General features: G+C 58.4%; 12 protein-coding genes and 3 pseudogenes. 10 read left to right on the forward strand and 5 right to left on the reverse strand.

All coding sequences use genetic code 11. The annotated features are described in order from the left end of the window. Positions 1 to 723, reverse strand: a pseudogene (locus IQK56_RS09515) (ArsR/SmtB family transcription factor); the annotation flags it as partial. 271 nt (positions 724 to 994) lie between these two features. Here IQK56_RS09515 and tkt point away from each other — a divergent pair. From tkt to fba, 6 genes and pseudogenes are all read left to right on the forward strand, one after another. Further along, positions 995 to 2,991: pseudogene (tkt, locus tag IQK56_RS09520) on the forward strand (transketolase). A gap of 135 nt (positions 2,992 to 3,126) precedes the next feature. After that, positions 3,127 to 4,184 (forward strand): annotated as a pseudogene (gene epd, locus IQK56_RS09525) (erythrose-4-phosphate dehydrogenase). A gap of 17 nt (positions 4,185 to 4,201) precedes the next feature. After that, positions 4,202 to 5,365: a phosphoglycerate kinase gene (locus tag IQK56_RS09530; RefSeq protein WP_122310473.1), complete on the forward strand. Its 1,164-nt coding sequence runs from the start codon at positions 4,202 to 4,204 to the stop codon at positions 5,363 to 5,365. A 29-nt stretch (positions 5,366 to 5,394) separates the two neighbouring features. Next, positions 5,395 to 5,622 carry a hypothetical protein gene (locus tag IQK56_RS09535; RefSeq protein ID WP_122310471.1) on the forward strand — a complete coding sequence of 76 codons (228 nt, stop codon included), beginning with the start codon at positions 5,395 to 5,397 and terminating at the stop codon, positions 5,620 to 5,622. Positions 5,623 to 5,682: 60 nt separating this feature from the next. Further along, complete coding sequence (locus IQK56_RS09540) at positions 5,683 to 6,015, forward strand: MliC family protein (protein ID WP_193863780.1); 333 nt, start codon at positions 5,683 to 5,685, stop codon at positions 6,013 to 6,015. A 124-nt stretch (positions 6,016 to 6,139) separates the two neighbouring features. After that, a complete protein-coding gene (gene fba, locus IQK56_RS09545; RefSeq protein WP_099585785.1) occupies positions 6,140 to 7,204 on the forward strand; it encodes a class II fructose-bisphosphate aldolase in 1,065 nt (354 codons plus the stop codon). A 122-nt stretch (positions 7,205 to 7,326) separates the two neighbouring features. Here the strand turns inward: fba and IQK56_RS09550 are convergent, their stop codons facing one another. Further along, positions 7,327 to 7,599, reverse strand: a complete 273-nt coding sequence (locus tag IQK56_RS09550; RefSeq protein ID WP_150760250.1) for a hypothetical protein — start codon at positions 7,597 to 7,599, stop codon at positions 7,327 to 7,329. Between the two features lie 235 nt (positions 7,600 to 7,834). Continuing rightward, on the reverse strand, positions 7,835 to 8,524 hold the full coding sequence (locus IQK56_RS09555; protein ID WP_150674377.1) for a transposase: 690 nt from the start codon (positions 8,522 to 8,524) through the stop codon (positions 7,835 to 7,837). A gap of 208 nt (positions 8,525 to 8,732) precedes the next feature. Between IQK56_RS09555 and IQK56_RS09560 the strand changes: the two genes are divergently transcribed. Continuing rightward, positions 8,733 to 9,197: a DUF3757 domain-containing protein gene (locus IQK56_RS09560; protein ID WP_150760249.1), complete on the forward strand. Its 465-nt coding sequence runs from the start codon at positions 8,733 to 8,735 to the stop codon at positions 9,195 to 9,197. 77 nt (positions 9,198 to 9,274) lie between these two features. On the opposite strand, the gene IQK56_RS09565 is transcribed toward IQK56_RS09560, so the two are convergent. Then, the gene (locus IQK56_RS09565; RefSeq protein ID WP_193862215.1) at positions 9,275 to 9,466 is read right to left on the reverse strand and encodes a hypothetical protein; all 192 of its coding nucleotides are present in this window, start codon (positions 9,464 to 9,466) and stop codon (positions 9,275 to 9,277) included. 217 nt (positions 9,467 to 9,683) lie between these two features. Further along, positions 9,684 to 10,349, reverse strand: a complete 666-nt coding sequence (locus IQK56_RS09570; RefSeq protein WP_099585784.1) for a polysaccharide lyase family 7 protein — start codon at positions 10,347 to 10,349, stop codon at positions 9,684 to 9,686. 308 nt (positions 10,350 to 10,657) lie between these two features. Here IQK56_RS09570 and IQK56_RS09575 point away from each other — a divergent pair, with 308 nt between their 5' ends. From IQK56_RS09575 to IQK56_RS09585, 3 genes are read left to right on the forward strand one after another with little or no spacing between them, the layout of a single operon-like run. Continuing rightward, positions 10,658 to 12,763 carry a putative bifunctional diguanylate cyclase/phosphodiesterase gene (locus IQK56_RS09575; RefSeq protein ID WP_122310463.1) on the forward strand — a complete coding sequence of 702 codons (2,106 nt, stop codon included), beginning with the start codon at positions 10,658 to 10,660 and terminating at the stop codon, positions 12,761 to 12,763. Between the two features lie 43 nt (positions 12,764 to 12,806). Next, the gene (locus IQK56_RS09580; RefSeq protein WP_017735682.1) at positions 12,807 to 13,307 is read left to right on the forward strand and encodes a M48 metallopeptidase family protein; all 501 of its coding nucleotides are present in this window, start codon (positions 12,807 to 12,809) and stop codon (positions 13,305 to 13,307) included. A 19-nt stretch (positions 13,308 to 13,326) separates the two neighbouring features. Continuing rightward, positions 13,327 to 13,623, forward strand: coding sequence for a winged helix-turn-helix domain-containing protein (locus tag IQK56_RS09585; protein WP_099585782.1), 297 nt, complete (start codon positions 13,327 to 13,329; stop codon positions 13,621 to 13,623). Positions 13,624 to 13,743: the final 120 nt, after the last annotated feature.

Below are 13,743 nucleotides of genomic sequence, written 5' to 3' on the forward strand. Positions count from 1 at the left end.
AATGGTGCAAGACCATGTTCAGCACCACGCAGTCGGCCTTGATCAGCGTGCCGCTCAAGGCGTCAGCCAGTTGCAGGGTCACATTGCCCAGCGATTCACGCTCGCACAGCTGTCGCGCCAGTTCGAGCATTGCCGGGCTGTTGTCCAGCGCGGTCACTGATGAAAGCGGCGCGCCAGCTCCGGCAGAAAACCGCCATCCCCAGGCCCGACTTCCAATGCCGTCGCCTCATCACTGAAGCTCAGCTTGTCCAATAGTGCCAGCACGCTGTCGCGGTACTGCGGCAGGCCGGCGATCAGGTCTTGCTGCGCACGAAACTTCTCGGCCACCCGTGCGAAAAAATCCTGACTCGCCGCTGCGCGTTGCCCGTGGACCTGGCCGATGCGCGACTGTACGTCGGTTGGCAGGCTCAGGTTGTCCACTTCTTCGAGCAGGGCGGCGTGCAGTTTGCCGCCGAGCAGGTCGGTGTGGGGCAGTGCGCGGCGGTAGAAAATCGCATTGCCTTCGCGGCGTGTGGCCACCAGGTCGGCCTGGGACAGCACCTTCAAATGGTGGCTCATGCCGGACTGGCCGATGGCGAAGATCTGCGCCAGTTCCAGTACACCGAAGGAATCGTTGGCCAGTGCACGCAGGACGTTCAGGCGCAACGGGTCGCCGGCGGCCTTGCACAAGGCTGCCAGTTCATCGCCGTCGTCGGGACGCAGTGAGGGCACGGGTAGGTTCATAAGGCCAGCAGTCTAGTGACGGGTGGATATCCTCGCAAGGCCAATATCAAAAAGTTTTGATATTGAACGATAAGTGGCGGTTATAAGCCGCCGCTATAACCACTGGACGAACAAGTTGCCGGTTTCTGCAGGCGATTGCCGCGCAAAGCACAGGAAAAACAGCCTCAAGTGACTATCTGTCATTGCCCGCAGGCGGTGGCTGAGGGAAAATGCCGGTCCTTTTTTCCGTTTCTTTTATTCACTCTTTATTCAAATCCTCAGGAGAACAGCGATGCCCAGCCGTCGTGAGCGTGCCAACGCCATTCGTGCCCTCAGCATGGATGCCGTGCAAAAAGCCAACAGCGGCCATCCCGGTGCCCCGATGGGCATGGCGGATATCGCCGAGGTACTTTGGCGTGACTACCTGAAACACAACCCAGGCAACCCGTCGTTCGCCGACCGTGACCGCTTCGTGCTGTCCAACGGCCACGGCTCGATGCTGATCTACTCGCTGCTGCACCTGACCGGCTACGACGTCACCATTGATGACCTCAAGAGCTTCCGCCAGCTGCACAGCCGCACCCCGGGCCACCCGGAATTCGGCTACACCCCAGGCGTCGAGACCACCACCGGTCCCCTGGGCCAAGGCCTGGCCAACGCTGTTGGCTTCGCGCTGGCTGAAAAAGTCCTGGGCGCACAGTTCAACCGCCCCGGCCACGACATCGTCGATCACCACACCTACGTGTTCCTGGGTGATGGCTGCATGATGGAAGGCATTTCCCACGAAGTCGCTTCCCTGGCCGGTACCCTGGGCCTGGGCAAGCTGATCGCGTTCTACGATGACAACGGCATCTCCATTGATGGCGAAGTCGAAGGCTGGTTCACCGACGACACCCCCAAGCGTTTCGAAGCCTACAACTGGCAGGTGATTCGCAACGTCGACGGCCACGATCCAGAAGAGATCAAGACTGCCATCGACACTGCTCGCAAGAGCGCGCAGCCGACCCTGATCTGCTGCAAGACCACCATCGGCTTCGGCTCGCCGAACAAGCAAGGTAAAGAAGACTGCCACGGCGCCCCACTGGGTGACGCGGAAATCGCCCTGACCCGTGAAGCGCTGAAGTGGAACCACGGCCCGTTCGAAATCCCGGCTGACATCTACGCCGAGTGGAGCGCCAAGGAAAAAGGCCTGGCGGCCGAAGCCGAGTGGGACCAGCGTTTTGCTGCCTACTCCGCCGAATTCCCAGAGCTGGCCAATGAGCTGGTGCGCCGCCTCGCCGGTGACCTGCCTGCCGACTTCTCGGAAAAAGCCTCAGCCTACATCGCCGAAGTCGCGGCCAAGGGCGAGACCATTGCCAGCCGTAAAGCCAGCCAGAACACCCTGAATGCCTTTGGCCCGCTGCTGCCCGAGTTCCTCGGCGGTTCGGCCGACTTGGCCGGTTCCAACCTGACCCTGTGGAAAGGCTGCAAAGGTGTCTCGGCCGAAGACGCCAGCGGTAACTACATGTACTACGGCGTGCGCGAGTTCGGCATGAGCGCCATCATGAACGGCGTGTCCCTGCACGGCGGCCTGGTGCCTTACGGCGCGACCTTCCTGATGTTCATGGAATACGCACGTAACGCAGTACGTATGGCCGCGCTGATGAAGAAGCGTGTGATCCATGTCTACACCCACGACTCCATTGGCTTGGGCGAAGACGGCCCGACGCACCAGCCGGTCGAGCAACTGACCAGCCTGCGTACCACGCCAAACCTGGATTGCTGGCGCCCAGCCGACGCGGTGGAATCCGCCGTGGCCTGGAAGCACGCCATCGAGCGTAAGGACGGCCCGTCGGCGCTGATCTTCTCGCGTCAGAACCTGCAGCACCAAGTGCGTACCGACGCGCAGATCGCCGACATCGCTCGTGGCGGCTACGTGCTCAAGGACTGCATCGGCGAGCCGGAGCTGATCCTGATCTCCACCGGTTCCGAAGTCGGCCTGACCGTTCAGGCTACGACAAGCTGACTGCCCAGGGCCGTAACGTGCGCGTTGTGTCCATGCCGTGCACCAGCGTGTTCGAAGCCCAGGATGCTGGCTATAAGCAAGCGGTCCTGCCGTTGCAGGTCAGCGCGCGTATTGCCATCGAAGCGGCTCACGCCGACTACTGGTACAAGTACGTGGGCCTGGAAGGCCGCGTCATCGGCATGACCACCTACGGTGAGTCGGCGCCGGCGTCAGCCTTGTTCGAAGAGTTCGGTTTCACCCTGGAAAACATTCTGGGTCAGGCTGAAGAGCTGCTGGAAGACTAAGTCAGTCTGCGTTGTCTGCCCTGGCGCATCGCGCAAGCCCACTCCCACATTTGGATTGCGGTCCAATGTGGGAGGGGGCTTGCCCGCGATGGCGTCAGAACATTCAACACCGAACTAACCTTGATCGAGAACCCCATGCCCCAACCGCGTCCCTACAAAGTTGCACTCAACGGCTACGGCCGCATTGGTCGTGCGTCTTGCGTGCTCTGTTCGAGCGGGGGGCGGCTGCCGGGTTTGAAATTGTTGCGATCAACGATTTGGCCGACATGGCCAGCATCGAATACCTGACACGCTTTGACTCCACTCACGGCCGCTTCCCTGGCGAAGTGCGGGTCGAAGACGATTGTTTGCATATTAATGGCAACTGCGTGCAGGTCTTGCGCAGTGCCACCCCCGAAGGCATCGACTGGAAAGCATTGGGCGTCGACCTGGTGCTGGAGTGTTCCGGTGTCTATAACACCCGCGCCGATGGCCAGCGGTTTCTCGATGCCGGCGCGCCGCGTGTGCTGTTTTCCCAGCCGATGGCCAGCGAGGCGGATGTCGACGCCACTATCGTCTACGGCATCAACCAGGATTGCCTGACCGGCGATGAGCTGCTGGTGTCCAACGCCTCCTGCACCACCAATTGCAGCGTGCCGCTGTTGCGCCTGCTGGATCAGGCGATCGGCATCGATTACGTATCGATCACCACCATCCACTCGGCGATGAACGACCAGCCAGTGATCGACGCCTATCACCACGAAGACCTGCGCCGCACGCGTTCGGCGTTCCAGTCAGTGATTCCGGTGTCCACAGGTCTGGCCCGTGGCATCGAGCGCCTGCTGCCGGAACTTGCCGGGCGAATTCAGGCCAAAGCCATACGGGTGCCGACGGTGAACGTGTCCTGCCTGGACATCACCCTGCAAACCGTCAGCGACACCGATGCGGTGGAGGTCAACCGGATTCTGCGCGACGCCGCCACCAGCGGCCCGCTCAAAGGCTTGCTGGCCTACACCGAGTTGCCCCACGCCAGTTGTGATTTCAACCATGACCCGCATTCGGCGATTGTCGATGCCAGCCAGACCCGCGTTTCCGGCCCCAGGTTGGTGAACATCCTGGCTTGGTTCGACAACGAATGGGGTTTTGCCAACCGTATGCTGGATGTTGCGGAACATTATCTGCACATCGCCTCTAAACAACCTCAACAACAGTAACTCAGGAACTGCGACCCATGACCGTGTTGAAGATGACCGACCTCGATCTGCAAGGTAAGCGCGTACTGATTCGCGAAGACCTCAACGTCCCAGTCAAGGACGGTGTTGTCGCCAGCGATGCGCGAATCCGGGCTTCGCTGCCGACCATCAAGCTGGCCCTGGAAAAAGGTGCGGCCGTCATCGTCTGCTCCCACCTGGGCCGTCCGACCGAAGGTGAGTTCTCGCAAGAAAACAGCCTCAAGCCTGTAGCCGATTACCTGAGCGAGGCCCTGGGCCGCAACGTGCCACTGGTGACTGACTACCTGGGTGGCGTTGACGTGAAGCCCGGCGACCTCGTGCTGCTGGAAAACGTGCGCTTCAACAAAGGCGAGAAAAAGAACAGCGACGAGCTCGCCCAGCAATATGCGGCCCTGTGCGACGTGTTCGTGATGGACGCGTTCGGCACCGCCCACCGCGCCGAGGGTTCGACCCATGGCGTGGCCAAGTTCGCCAAGGTCGCGGCGGCCGGCCCGCTGCTGGCTGCTGAATTGGATGCACTGGGCAAGGCCCTCGGCGCACCGGCCCAGCCTATGGCTGCCATCGTGGCTGGCTCCAAGGTGTCCACCAAGCTGGACGTGCTCAACAGCCTGAGCCAGATCTGCAACCAATTGATCGTCGGCGGCGGCATTGCCAACACCTTCCTGGCCGCAGCCGGCCACCCGGTGGGCAAGTCGCTGTACGAGCCGGACCTGCTGGACACCGCCCGCGCCATCGCTGCCAAAGTCAGCGTGCCGCTGCCGGTAGACGTGGTGGTTGCCAAGGAATTCGCCGAAAGCGCCGCCGCTACCGTCAAGCTCATCGCTGACGTGGCCGAAGACGACATGATCCTGGATATCGGCCCGCAAACTGCAGCCAACTTCGCCGAACTGCTGAAAGCCTCCCAGACCATCCTGTGGAATGGCCCGGTTGGCGTGTTCGAGTTCGACCAGTTCGGCAACGGCACCAAAGTGCTGGCCAACGCCATCGCTGAAAGCTCGGCGTTCTCCATTGCCGGCGGTGGCGACACCCTGGCGGCCATCGATAAATATGGCGTGGCTGACCGTATCTCCTACATTTCTACCGGTGGCGGCGCGTTCCTTGAGTTCGTCGAAGGCAAAGTCCTGCCCGCCGTTGAAGTGCTGGAAACCCGAGCCAAAGGTTAAGGCGCGTGATCAGGAAAAGGAGTATTCCCATGATCAAGTCGTTGGCACTGGTAATCGCAGCGGGCCTTTTGGCCGGCTGCGGCAGCACGCCAAGCGCGGCGCAGGAGGCTGGAAAGCCGGCATCGCAGCAGAAAAAGAGCTGCTACCAGGCGGACTGGCAAGCCGAGACCATGCCGGTGATCAACAAGCGCATCGGCAATGAGCGCCTGGAGAAATACGACTCCGCGCCCAACGGTCAGGAACAGGGTTGCCCTTGACGGGTCTGATCAACTAACCGACAGCATCGGCGGCCTTTGGCACCGCTGCGAGGATTGGCAATGAAAGGCGTTTTCGCCCTGGCAGCCCTGGCCCTACTGGCCGGTTGCAGCAGCATGAACATGTTCAACAAGGCAGAGCCTACCGACAAGTGGACCACCTGGACCTGCGACAGCAAGGCCGAGGTCAACTGGCGCTTTGCCAATGCGGCCAAATCCGAGGTGGATGTACGCCTCGGCGGTTCCGACCAGGTTTACCGCCTTAAACAGGATGTGGCGGCTTCGGGCGTGCCGTACAGCAACGACCAATTGGCGTTTCACACAAAAGGTGAGGAAGGCCTGGTTTACTGGGTTGCCACCGACGATTTGATCGGGCGCGGCTGCAAGGCCCAATAAGCCCGACAGCAATAACGATTCAGCAGGCCAGGCATGCAAAACCTGACCGGCAATAACTTGAATAGCAGCCGCCGCTACGGCAGGCTTGCACGATTAACGACCCTCGACCGGGAGAGACAACACAATGGCACTTATCAGCATGCGTCAAATGCTGGACCACGCAGCCGAGTTCGGCTACGGCGTCCCAGCCTTTAACGTCAACAACCTTGAGCAGATGCGCGCCATCATGGAAGCCGCTGACAAGACCGACTCCCCAGTGATCGTCCAGGCTTCGGCCGGTGCGCGCAAATACGCCGGCGCACCGTTCCTGCGTCACCTGATCCTGGCAGCCATCGAAGAATTCCCGCACATCCCGGTGTGCATGCACCAGGATCACGGCACCAGCCCTGACGTCTGCCAGCGCTCCATCCAACTGGGCTTCAGCTCGGTGATGATGGATGGTTCTCTCGGCGAAGACGGCAAGACCCCGACCGACTACGAATACAACGTGCGCGTGACCCAACAGACCGTGGCCCTGGCTCACGCCTGCGGCGTCTCGGTTGAAGGCGAGCTGGGTTGCCTGGGTTCGCTTGAAACCGGCATGGCCGGCGAAGAAGACGGCATCGGCGCCGAAGGCGTGCTGGATCACAGCCAGATGCTGACCGACCCGGAAGAAGCCGCTGACTTCGTCAAGAAGACCCAGGTCGACGCCCTGGCCATCGCCATCGGCACCAGCCACGGCGCCTACAAGTTCACCAAACCGCCTACCGGCGACGTGCTGGCCATCGACCGCATCAAGGAAATCCACAAGCGCATCCCTAACACCCACCTGGTGATGCACGGTTCTTCCTCGGTCCCGCAGGAGTGGCTGGCGATCATCAACCAGTACGGCGGCGACATCAAAGAAACCTACGGCGTACCGGTTGAAGAAATCGTCGAAGGCATCAAGCACGGCGTGCGCAAGGTCAACATCGACACCGACCTGCGTCTGGCATCCACCGGTGCGATGCGTCGCCTGATGGCCACCAACCCAAGCGAGTTCGACCCGCGTAAGTTCTTTGGCGCTACTGTGACGGCGATGCGTGATGTGTGTATCGCCCGTTATGAAGCGTTCGGTACTGCGGGTAATGCGTCGAAGATCAAGCCGGTCTCGTTGGAAGCGATGTACCAGCGGTATTTGAAAGGTGAGTTGAACGCTAAGGTGAACTGAGCCTAAGCGTTAATAAAAAAAACCCGCAGCGATGCGGGTTTTTTAATGCGTTAAATACGCATATAAGGTTTTTTATTCAAAGGTTCCACTGTTAGATGGATCAGTCTGTGTTGGTGTTTTGATTAGTTTATTGCAAAGTCAACGGCGTTTGACCAGTCCTGATTATTCCCAACAGTACCGTTTTCCAAATCCCGAACGACTACCTTGTAGTTTCCAGGCAACAGTGGGCGAGTTGTGACAGTGAATGCGCCATTTGCATACGCCTGGGTTTGTCCAAGCTCAGTGCCGACATGGGCAATCGCGGCATAAACTCGAGCATTTGGAACGGATGTGTAACCTGTAAGTGTTGCTGTATTGCCAATGATAGATATAGAGTCAATTCTGTTGTTAGCCATTTTTTGTAGTCCTATTTTGATTAGGGTCTAGTGGTGCTGGAAATGTCGCGGATTTTGATTTGGTAACTCGTGTTGTACATGGTTAAGGTTATTAGGGTTTACGTTTTTCTACACCTGTTAGATTTAACAGTTTTTTATAGTTTTTCGATTGGTTGTTAGAAGGTGGCTGGAATAAGGGGTTAAAGGGACGGTTAAAGGGGACGGATCTATTTAGTCGTCCCAACCTTGCGAGGTTTCACATCCATGGCCTTCCAGGTCCTCGCATGCTTACACGGCGGCCAATGATTTTTTCAATCTCATCAGTGAATATCGAATTACCCGTTAACTGCCCGCGTTGCAGGGCGGTTCTTATCAGGTGCATTTCAGAGGCTGACGGAGTTTGCTCTACAAACGAGGCATAGCTCGCCAAACGCTTCCCCTGATCGGTGCCCAGCCCTTCAAAACAGGAAGTTTGATCCAGCCAGTTCGACTCTGCACTTTCATTGAATCGAAGCCGGAAACTGGACCAGCGATATTGGCGCGCATACTCAATCATTCCAGCACGCACAGGGTTGAGTTCGATATAGCGGCTGCATGCCAGCAAATAGGTGTCTGTCTGAACGGGGCTGGATTTGTAACGGCTCTCCCACAACGTTCCGGAGCGACCCTCAAGACGATTTCTGTAGCGTGTCGTACGAGCCGCAAGAGACTTCATAAGTTTGCCCAGAGCGGTGACATCGTCACCTGGGTCAAGTAATAAATGGACATGATTGGTCATCAAGCAAAAGGCATAAACCTTTACGCCCAATGCTGCTTTTAGCTCTTTCAGGTTTGATAGATAGTTTTCGAAATCTTGCGGCTCGGCGAAAACGACCTGTTTGTTGTGGCCGCGCTGAACGATATGGTGCGGAAAATTGGGCAATACCACCCTGGCCAATCTGGGCATGGAACCTTCTACCTCCGTGTAGTTGGGTAAAGCATAGCAGCAAAAAATGGTTTTAAATAAATCCGTCCCCTTTAAAAGGTTGTGTTGAACGCAATTAAGTTTTCGGCGCTTATTTCTTAATTGTATTAAACACTGTCAATGTTGACAGTGTCGCTCGTTTGCCACCTTGCGCATACTTGGCTTCTCATCCAGGAAGGGGAAATATGCTATGTCACATTTAAATCTTAAGTGGCTTAAGTTGTTTGCTGCAGCGACGGGTGCGTTGATGCTGATGGGGAATGTGCAGGCGGCACAGCTGTCTTGTCCGGGGGCTTCAACTATCAAGGTCGTGAGCATTCAGTTTTCAGGTGGAGAACAAGAGCAGGGATGGAGCGGTGAGCAGCTCGTTGAGGATTATTCGAAGGCTAAGGAGTTCGAGTTTCAGGGCGCTGCGATCAAGCAAGGAACAGACAGCGAGACGAAATTACCTTATCACTACGTAATCTGTAATTACGTTGGGAAAGGCAAGGACGATTACTTGAGGTTGTCTCAGCGGTTTGCCTTGCCTCCCATGCCTGAAGGTTCTGGTTGGAATGAGAATAAAGAGTGTGAAACTAGCAAAGTTATGGACTGTGCTTTTGAACTGATGAATTCAAAGGGACCTTCCAAGTTCACATTGCCTGTTCAGGAGTAAAGGGAGAGAGACTGTAATCTCTCGTCACTCAAGAGAAAACCCGCAGCGATGCGGGTTTTTCTATGGCTGGATTGTGATCAGCTTGGCGGTGAAATATCGAACCCTCGCTGTTCAATCACCCGAAACACATTACTCACATCCTGCACCAGAATGCGTGCGGTGTTGGCCACATTGTTCAAATCGCGTTCAGCGAAGCCTGGCAGGCTGGAGCAGGCCATCAGGTTGAGGTGTTCGAGCACGGCGCAGATGCGCTTGCCCGCGATAGCCATGCATATCTGCACATCTTTGGTGAAAATATTACCTGAGCAAACGAGGCTCTTGTGGTGAGCGGGCTTGTCGAATCGTCGCACCGCTCACCACAGAGTTATGTGTAAGCCTTTAAGCTTACCTATGCCGCTATAGCCGGCAAGCCCGGCTCCCACAGGGGCGTGGCGTGTTTAATGCGATCGCGTCACCGAGGAATCGTCCGTGGCACCACCGGACACTTCACTCGTGATCTATATCCAACTTCGCGAACGTCACCTTCGCCCCCTCCTTGCTGTCCCCGCTGTTGTCCTGCACATACGCACCCGCCTTGAAATACAGCGGCTTGGCCGCCCAGGCCGCGCCGATGCGCTCGTTCCATTCACTGTCGGCGGCGTACACGCTGAGTAGCCCGGCCTTGTTGAGGTTGATCACGTAGGTAAAACTTTTCTCCAGCGGCACATTGGACGCGACGATGATTACGCGGCTTTCATCTTCATCCGGGCGCATGCGCACTTTGGCGACGATATTGCCGGTCTGGGTCTTTTCCTTGAACTGGTATTCGAGCTTGATCAGTGGTTTTTGGCTGTCATAGGCGTGGATCTGGCCAATGACGATCTTGCCGCTGGAGGGCACCTGGTTCACGGCCAGGGTGGCGCGCAGGAAGTTGTCGGCGTCTGGGTAAGTCCAGTTGCGCAGGCGGCCGTCGGCGTAGGTTTCGCGCAATTCACTGCGCGGGTAGATGGCGTTTTCGGTGCGGGTGCCGGTGACGGGCGTCCAGAATTGCACGTTGCTGCCTTCGGCCTGGAAATACTGGTCGTTGAAGCCGCTGAGCAGCTTTGGCGTGTCGATAGTCGCGGGGGGCGAGCCGACCGGAATGCTCAGGTTCCACGTGGAGAGGTCGATCATGGCGTTGGCCTTTTACAGGGGGTGAAGGCTTTGGCCCGGGGGCCTGACAGGTTCTTTATAGGCGGTGGCCGGCCAGTTGTTAAACATTTGCTGGCAATTTATTGACGCCATAGGAATGCCAAAAAGCCATGTTTCCCATGAACCGTGGGCTGTAGAGGTTGACCGTTAGTCGGCTGACTGAACTTTGGCGCAATGATGGCATCCACGTCACTTCTGATTTTCAGAATCCGGGGATAGAGTGAGGCCTTGATGTTTGTCCGGGTTTTCTGTCAGAAATGACCGGATTAGACCTAAGGAAGAGTCCCAGCATGGAATGCGCTCCACATCACGGCGATGGCAGTTCGGTTCTTCTGGTGGTCGATGACTACCCGGAAAACCTGATCAGCATGCGTGCGCTTTTGCAGCGTGATGATTGGCAGGTAATCACCGCCGCATCGGGGATGGAAGCTCTGGAGTTGTTGCTGCTGCATGAAGTCGACCTGGTGTTGCTGGATGTGATGATGCCCGGCATGGACGGCTTTGAAGTCGCACGGTTGATGCGCGGCAGCCAGCGCACGCGCATGACCCCGATCATCTTTCTGAGTGCCAACGCCCAGTCACCTGCCGCCGTGTTGGAAGGCTATGCCAGTGGCGCAATCGACTACCTGTTCAAACCCTTCGATCCGCACATCCTCAAGCCCAAGGTTCAGGCGTTGCTGGAGCACCAGCGTAACCGCCGCGCCTTGCAGCGCCTGAGTCATGACTTGGAGTCCGCTCGGGCCTTTAATGCATCGGTGCTGGATAACGCCGCCGAAGGCATCCTGGTGGTGAGTGAGGAGGGCGTGATCGAATACGCCAACCCGGCGATTTCGCGGCTGCTCAACGCCACGATCCAAGAGCTGCAAGATCAGGACTTCCTGAGTTTCCTGCAAAAACCCCATGTGCCCGCCTGGCTGGACTCGCAGATGTACGCCGGTTACCGCAAGGGCGAAACCTGGCGTCTGCACGATGCGCTGCTGCGCACCCGCCGTGGCCAGCAGGTGCCGGTGGCATTGTCCTGCGCGCCATTGCCCGCCGAGCAGAAGGCCATGGTGGTGACGGTGCTGGACATGTCCGAGGTCCGCCACTTGCATCAGCAGCTGGAATTCCAGGCCGTCACCGACCCGCTGACCGGGCTGCTGAACCGGCGCGGCTTCCATCAGGCGGTGGAAAACACACTGTTGCGCAGCGAGCGCACGGAGCAGTCCCTGGTGTTGCTATACCTGGACCTCGACGGCTTCAAGCGGGTCAACGATTCTCTGGGCCATGACGCCGGTGATCGGGTGCTGCGCTGGGTCTCGGAGCAATTGCAGGGCTGCCTGCGCTCCTACGACATTATTGGCCGCATGGGCGGCGATGAATTTACCGCGCTGCTGGAGTTGGAATTCCCTGAACAGGCGGCAAAGATTTCGGAGAAGCTGATCGAGCGCGTCTCGGTGTGCCAGCAGGTCGACGGTTTGGATGTGATGCTCGGCGTGAGCATCGGCATTGCGACCTACCCGGACTGCGGCTCGGATCTGAATGGTTTGCTGCGTGCGGCCGACATCGCCATGTACGAAGCCAAGCGCGCAGGCCGTCAGCAATATCGTTATTACGACCAAGAAATGAACGGCCGCGCGCGCTCGCGGTTGATGCTCGAAGACAGTGTGCGCACGGCGATTCAAAACAGGGAGTTCACCCTGGTCTACCAGCCCCAGGTTTCCCTGGCGGATGGACGCTTGCGCGGCGTCGAGGCGTTGTTGCGCTGGCAGCACCCCAGCGTCGGCGATGTGCCACCAGGGCTGTTTTTACCGTTGCTGGAAGAGGCGCGGTTGATCAGCCAACTGAGCGCGTGGATTTATCAGCAGGTCGCTGCCCAGCGTCAGGTGTGGCAAAGCGCATTCGATGACGAGTTGGTCCTGAGCGTGAGCCTGAGCAGCAGCCAGTTCAACATGCCTAATCTGGCGAACCAGTTGCAGCAGATGATGGAGCGGTATGGGCTGCAGACCCATCAACTGGAGGTGGAAATCGGCGAAGATTGCCTGATGAGTAACCTGGAAGAGGCCGCCAAGCAGCTTAAATTGCTGCGCCGCATCGGCGTACGCATTGCGCTGGATGACTTCGGCTCGGGGCAGTGCTCCTTGTCGCATCTGCGTGACCTGGCGTTCGACACCCTCAAACTTGACCCGCAATTGGTTGCGCGCCTGCCGGGTTCGGTGAGGGACACGGCGATGGCGCGCAGCATTATCGAGCTGTGTGGGCATTTTGATGTGGTCGTGGTGGCCGAAGGCGTGGAAACCCAGGAACAAGCTCAGTGGCTCAAGGCCCATGGCTGCCCGTTTATCCAGGGGCCGTGGGCGGCGCAACCGCTGATGGCCGACGAAGTGGTCGACTGGTCCCGCGCCCGCATGCGCTGAATTCGCTACACTGGCGCCCATTCGAACCCTGTTGCAGACCTCCATGACCGCGCTGAAATACCTCCAGGCCTATCCCGCCGCCCTCCAGGAGCAAGTACGCCAACTGATCGCCAAGGACCAGTTGGGTGCCTACCTGGAGCAGCGCTACCCCGAGCGTCACGCGGTGCAGAGCGACAAAGCCCTGTACGCCTACGCGCTGGCCTTGAAGCAGGAACACCTGCGTAACGCACCGGCCATTGACAAGGTGCTGTTCGATAATCGCCTGGACCTGACCCACCGCGCCCTCGGCCTGCACACCACGATTTCGCGGGTGCAGGGCGGCAACCTCAAGTCCAAGAAAGAGATCCGCATTGCTGCGCTGTTCAAGGACGCCGCGCCGGAATTTCTGCGCATGATCGTGGTGCACGAACTGGCGCACTTCAAGGAATCGGACCACAACAAGGCGTTCTATAAACTCTGCGATTACATGATGCCGGGCTACCACCAGGTGGAATTCGACCTGCGGGTGTACCTCACGTATCGCGACCTGCAGGGCAAACCCTGACCGCACAAGGCGACTGACCATGGATGTGAGCAAGACCAAAAGCAGCTTCTACCGCCGCCTGTACGTGGCGTACCTGATCGACAGTGGGCTGGCCAGCAGTGTGCCGGCGCTGACCGACGCCACCGGCATGCCGCGGCGTACAGCGCAGGACACGATTGCGGCGTTGGCGGACCTGGATATTGTGTGTGAATTCGAGCAGGAAGACGGTGCCCGCAATCATGCAGGGCACTATCGGATTCGCGATTGGGGCGCGATTGATCGGCGCTGGATCGAAGGCAATCTGGCTTCGGTGAAGCAGGTGTTGGGGTATCCCTGAAGTTTTTGCACTGTTTCGGCTGACGCCATCGGGGGGCGAGCCCCCCTCCACATGTGGGAGGGGGCTTGCCCCGACTGAGGCCCTCAAACCCGGCGCATACCAATATGTGGAATATCATCC

The organism is Pseudomonas cyclaminis (assembly GCF_015163715.1).
Lineage (GTDB): Bacteria > Pseudomonadota > Gammaproteobacteria > Pseudomonadales > Pseudomonadaceae > Aquipseudomonas > Aquipseudomonas cyclaminis.

Coding starts and splice junctions, on each gene's coding strand:
- IQK56_RS09560 (WP_150760249.1), top strand. CDS start 8,733: ATGTCACATTTAAATCTTAAGTGGCTTAAGTTGTTTGCTGCAGCGACG.
- IQK56_RS09570 (WP_099585784.1), bottom strand. CDS start 10,349: ATGATCGACCTCTCCACGTGGAACCTGAGCATTCCGGTCGGCTCGCCC.
- IQK56_RS09555 (WP_150674377.1), bottom strand. CDS start 8,524: ATGCCCAGATTGGCCAGGGTGGTATTGCCCAATTTTCCGCACCATATC.
- IQK56_RS09580 (WP_017735682.1), top strand. CDS start 12,807: ATGACCGCGCTGAAATACCTCCAGGCCTATCCCGCCGCCCTCCAGGAG.
- IQK56_RS09550 (WP_150760250.1), bottom strand. CDS start 7,599: ATGGCTAACAACAGAATTGACTCTATATCTATCATTGGCAATACAGCA.
- IQK56_RS09540 (WP_193863780.1), top strand. CDS start 5,683: ATGAAAGGCGTTTTCGCCCTGGCAGCCCTGGCCCTACTGGCCGGTTGC.
- IQK56_RS09535 (WP_122310471.1), top strand. CDS start 5,395: ATGATCAAGTCGTTGGCACTGGTAATCGCAGCGGGCCTTTTGGCCGGC.
- IQK56_RS09530 (WP_122310473.1), top strand. CDS start 4,202: ATGACCGTGTTGAAGATGACCGACCTCGATCTGCAAGGTAAGCGCGTA.
- IQK56_RS09585 (WP_099585782.1), top strand. CDS start 13,327: ATGGATGTGAGCAAGACCAAAAGCAGCTTCTACCGCCGCCTGTACGTG.
- fba (WP_099585785.1), top strand. CDS start 6,140: ATGGCACTTATCAGCATGCGTCAAATGCTGGACCACGCAGCCGAGTTC.
- IQK56_RS09575 (WP_122310463.1), top strand. CDS start 10,658: ATGGAATGCGCTCCACATCACGGCGATGGCAGTTCGGTTCTTCTGGTG.
- IQK56_RS09565 (WP_193862215.1), bottom strand. CDS start 9,466: ATGGCTATCGCGGGCAAGCGCATCTGCGCCGTGCTCGAACACCTCAAC.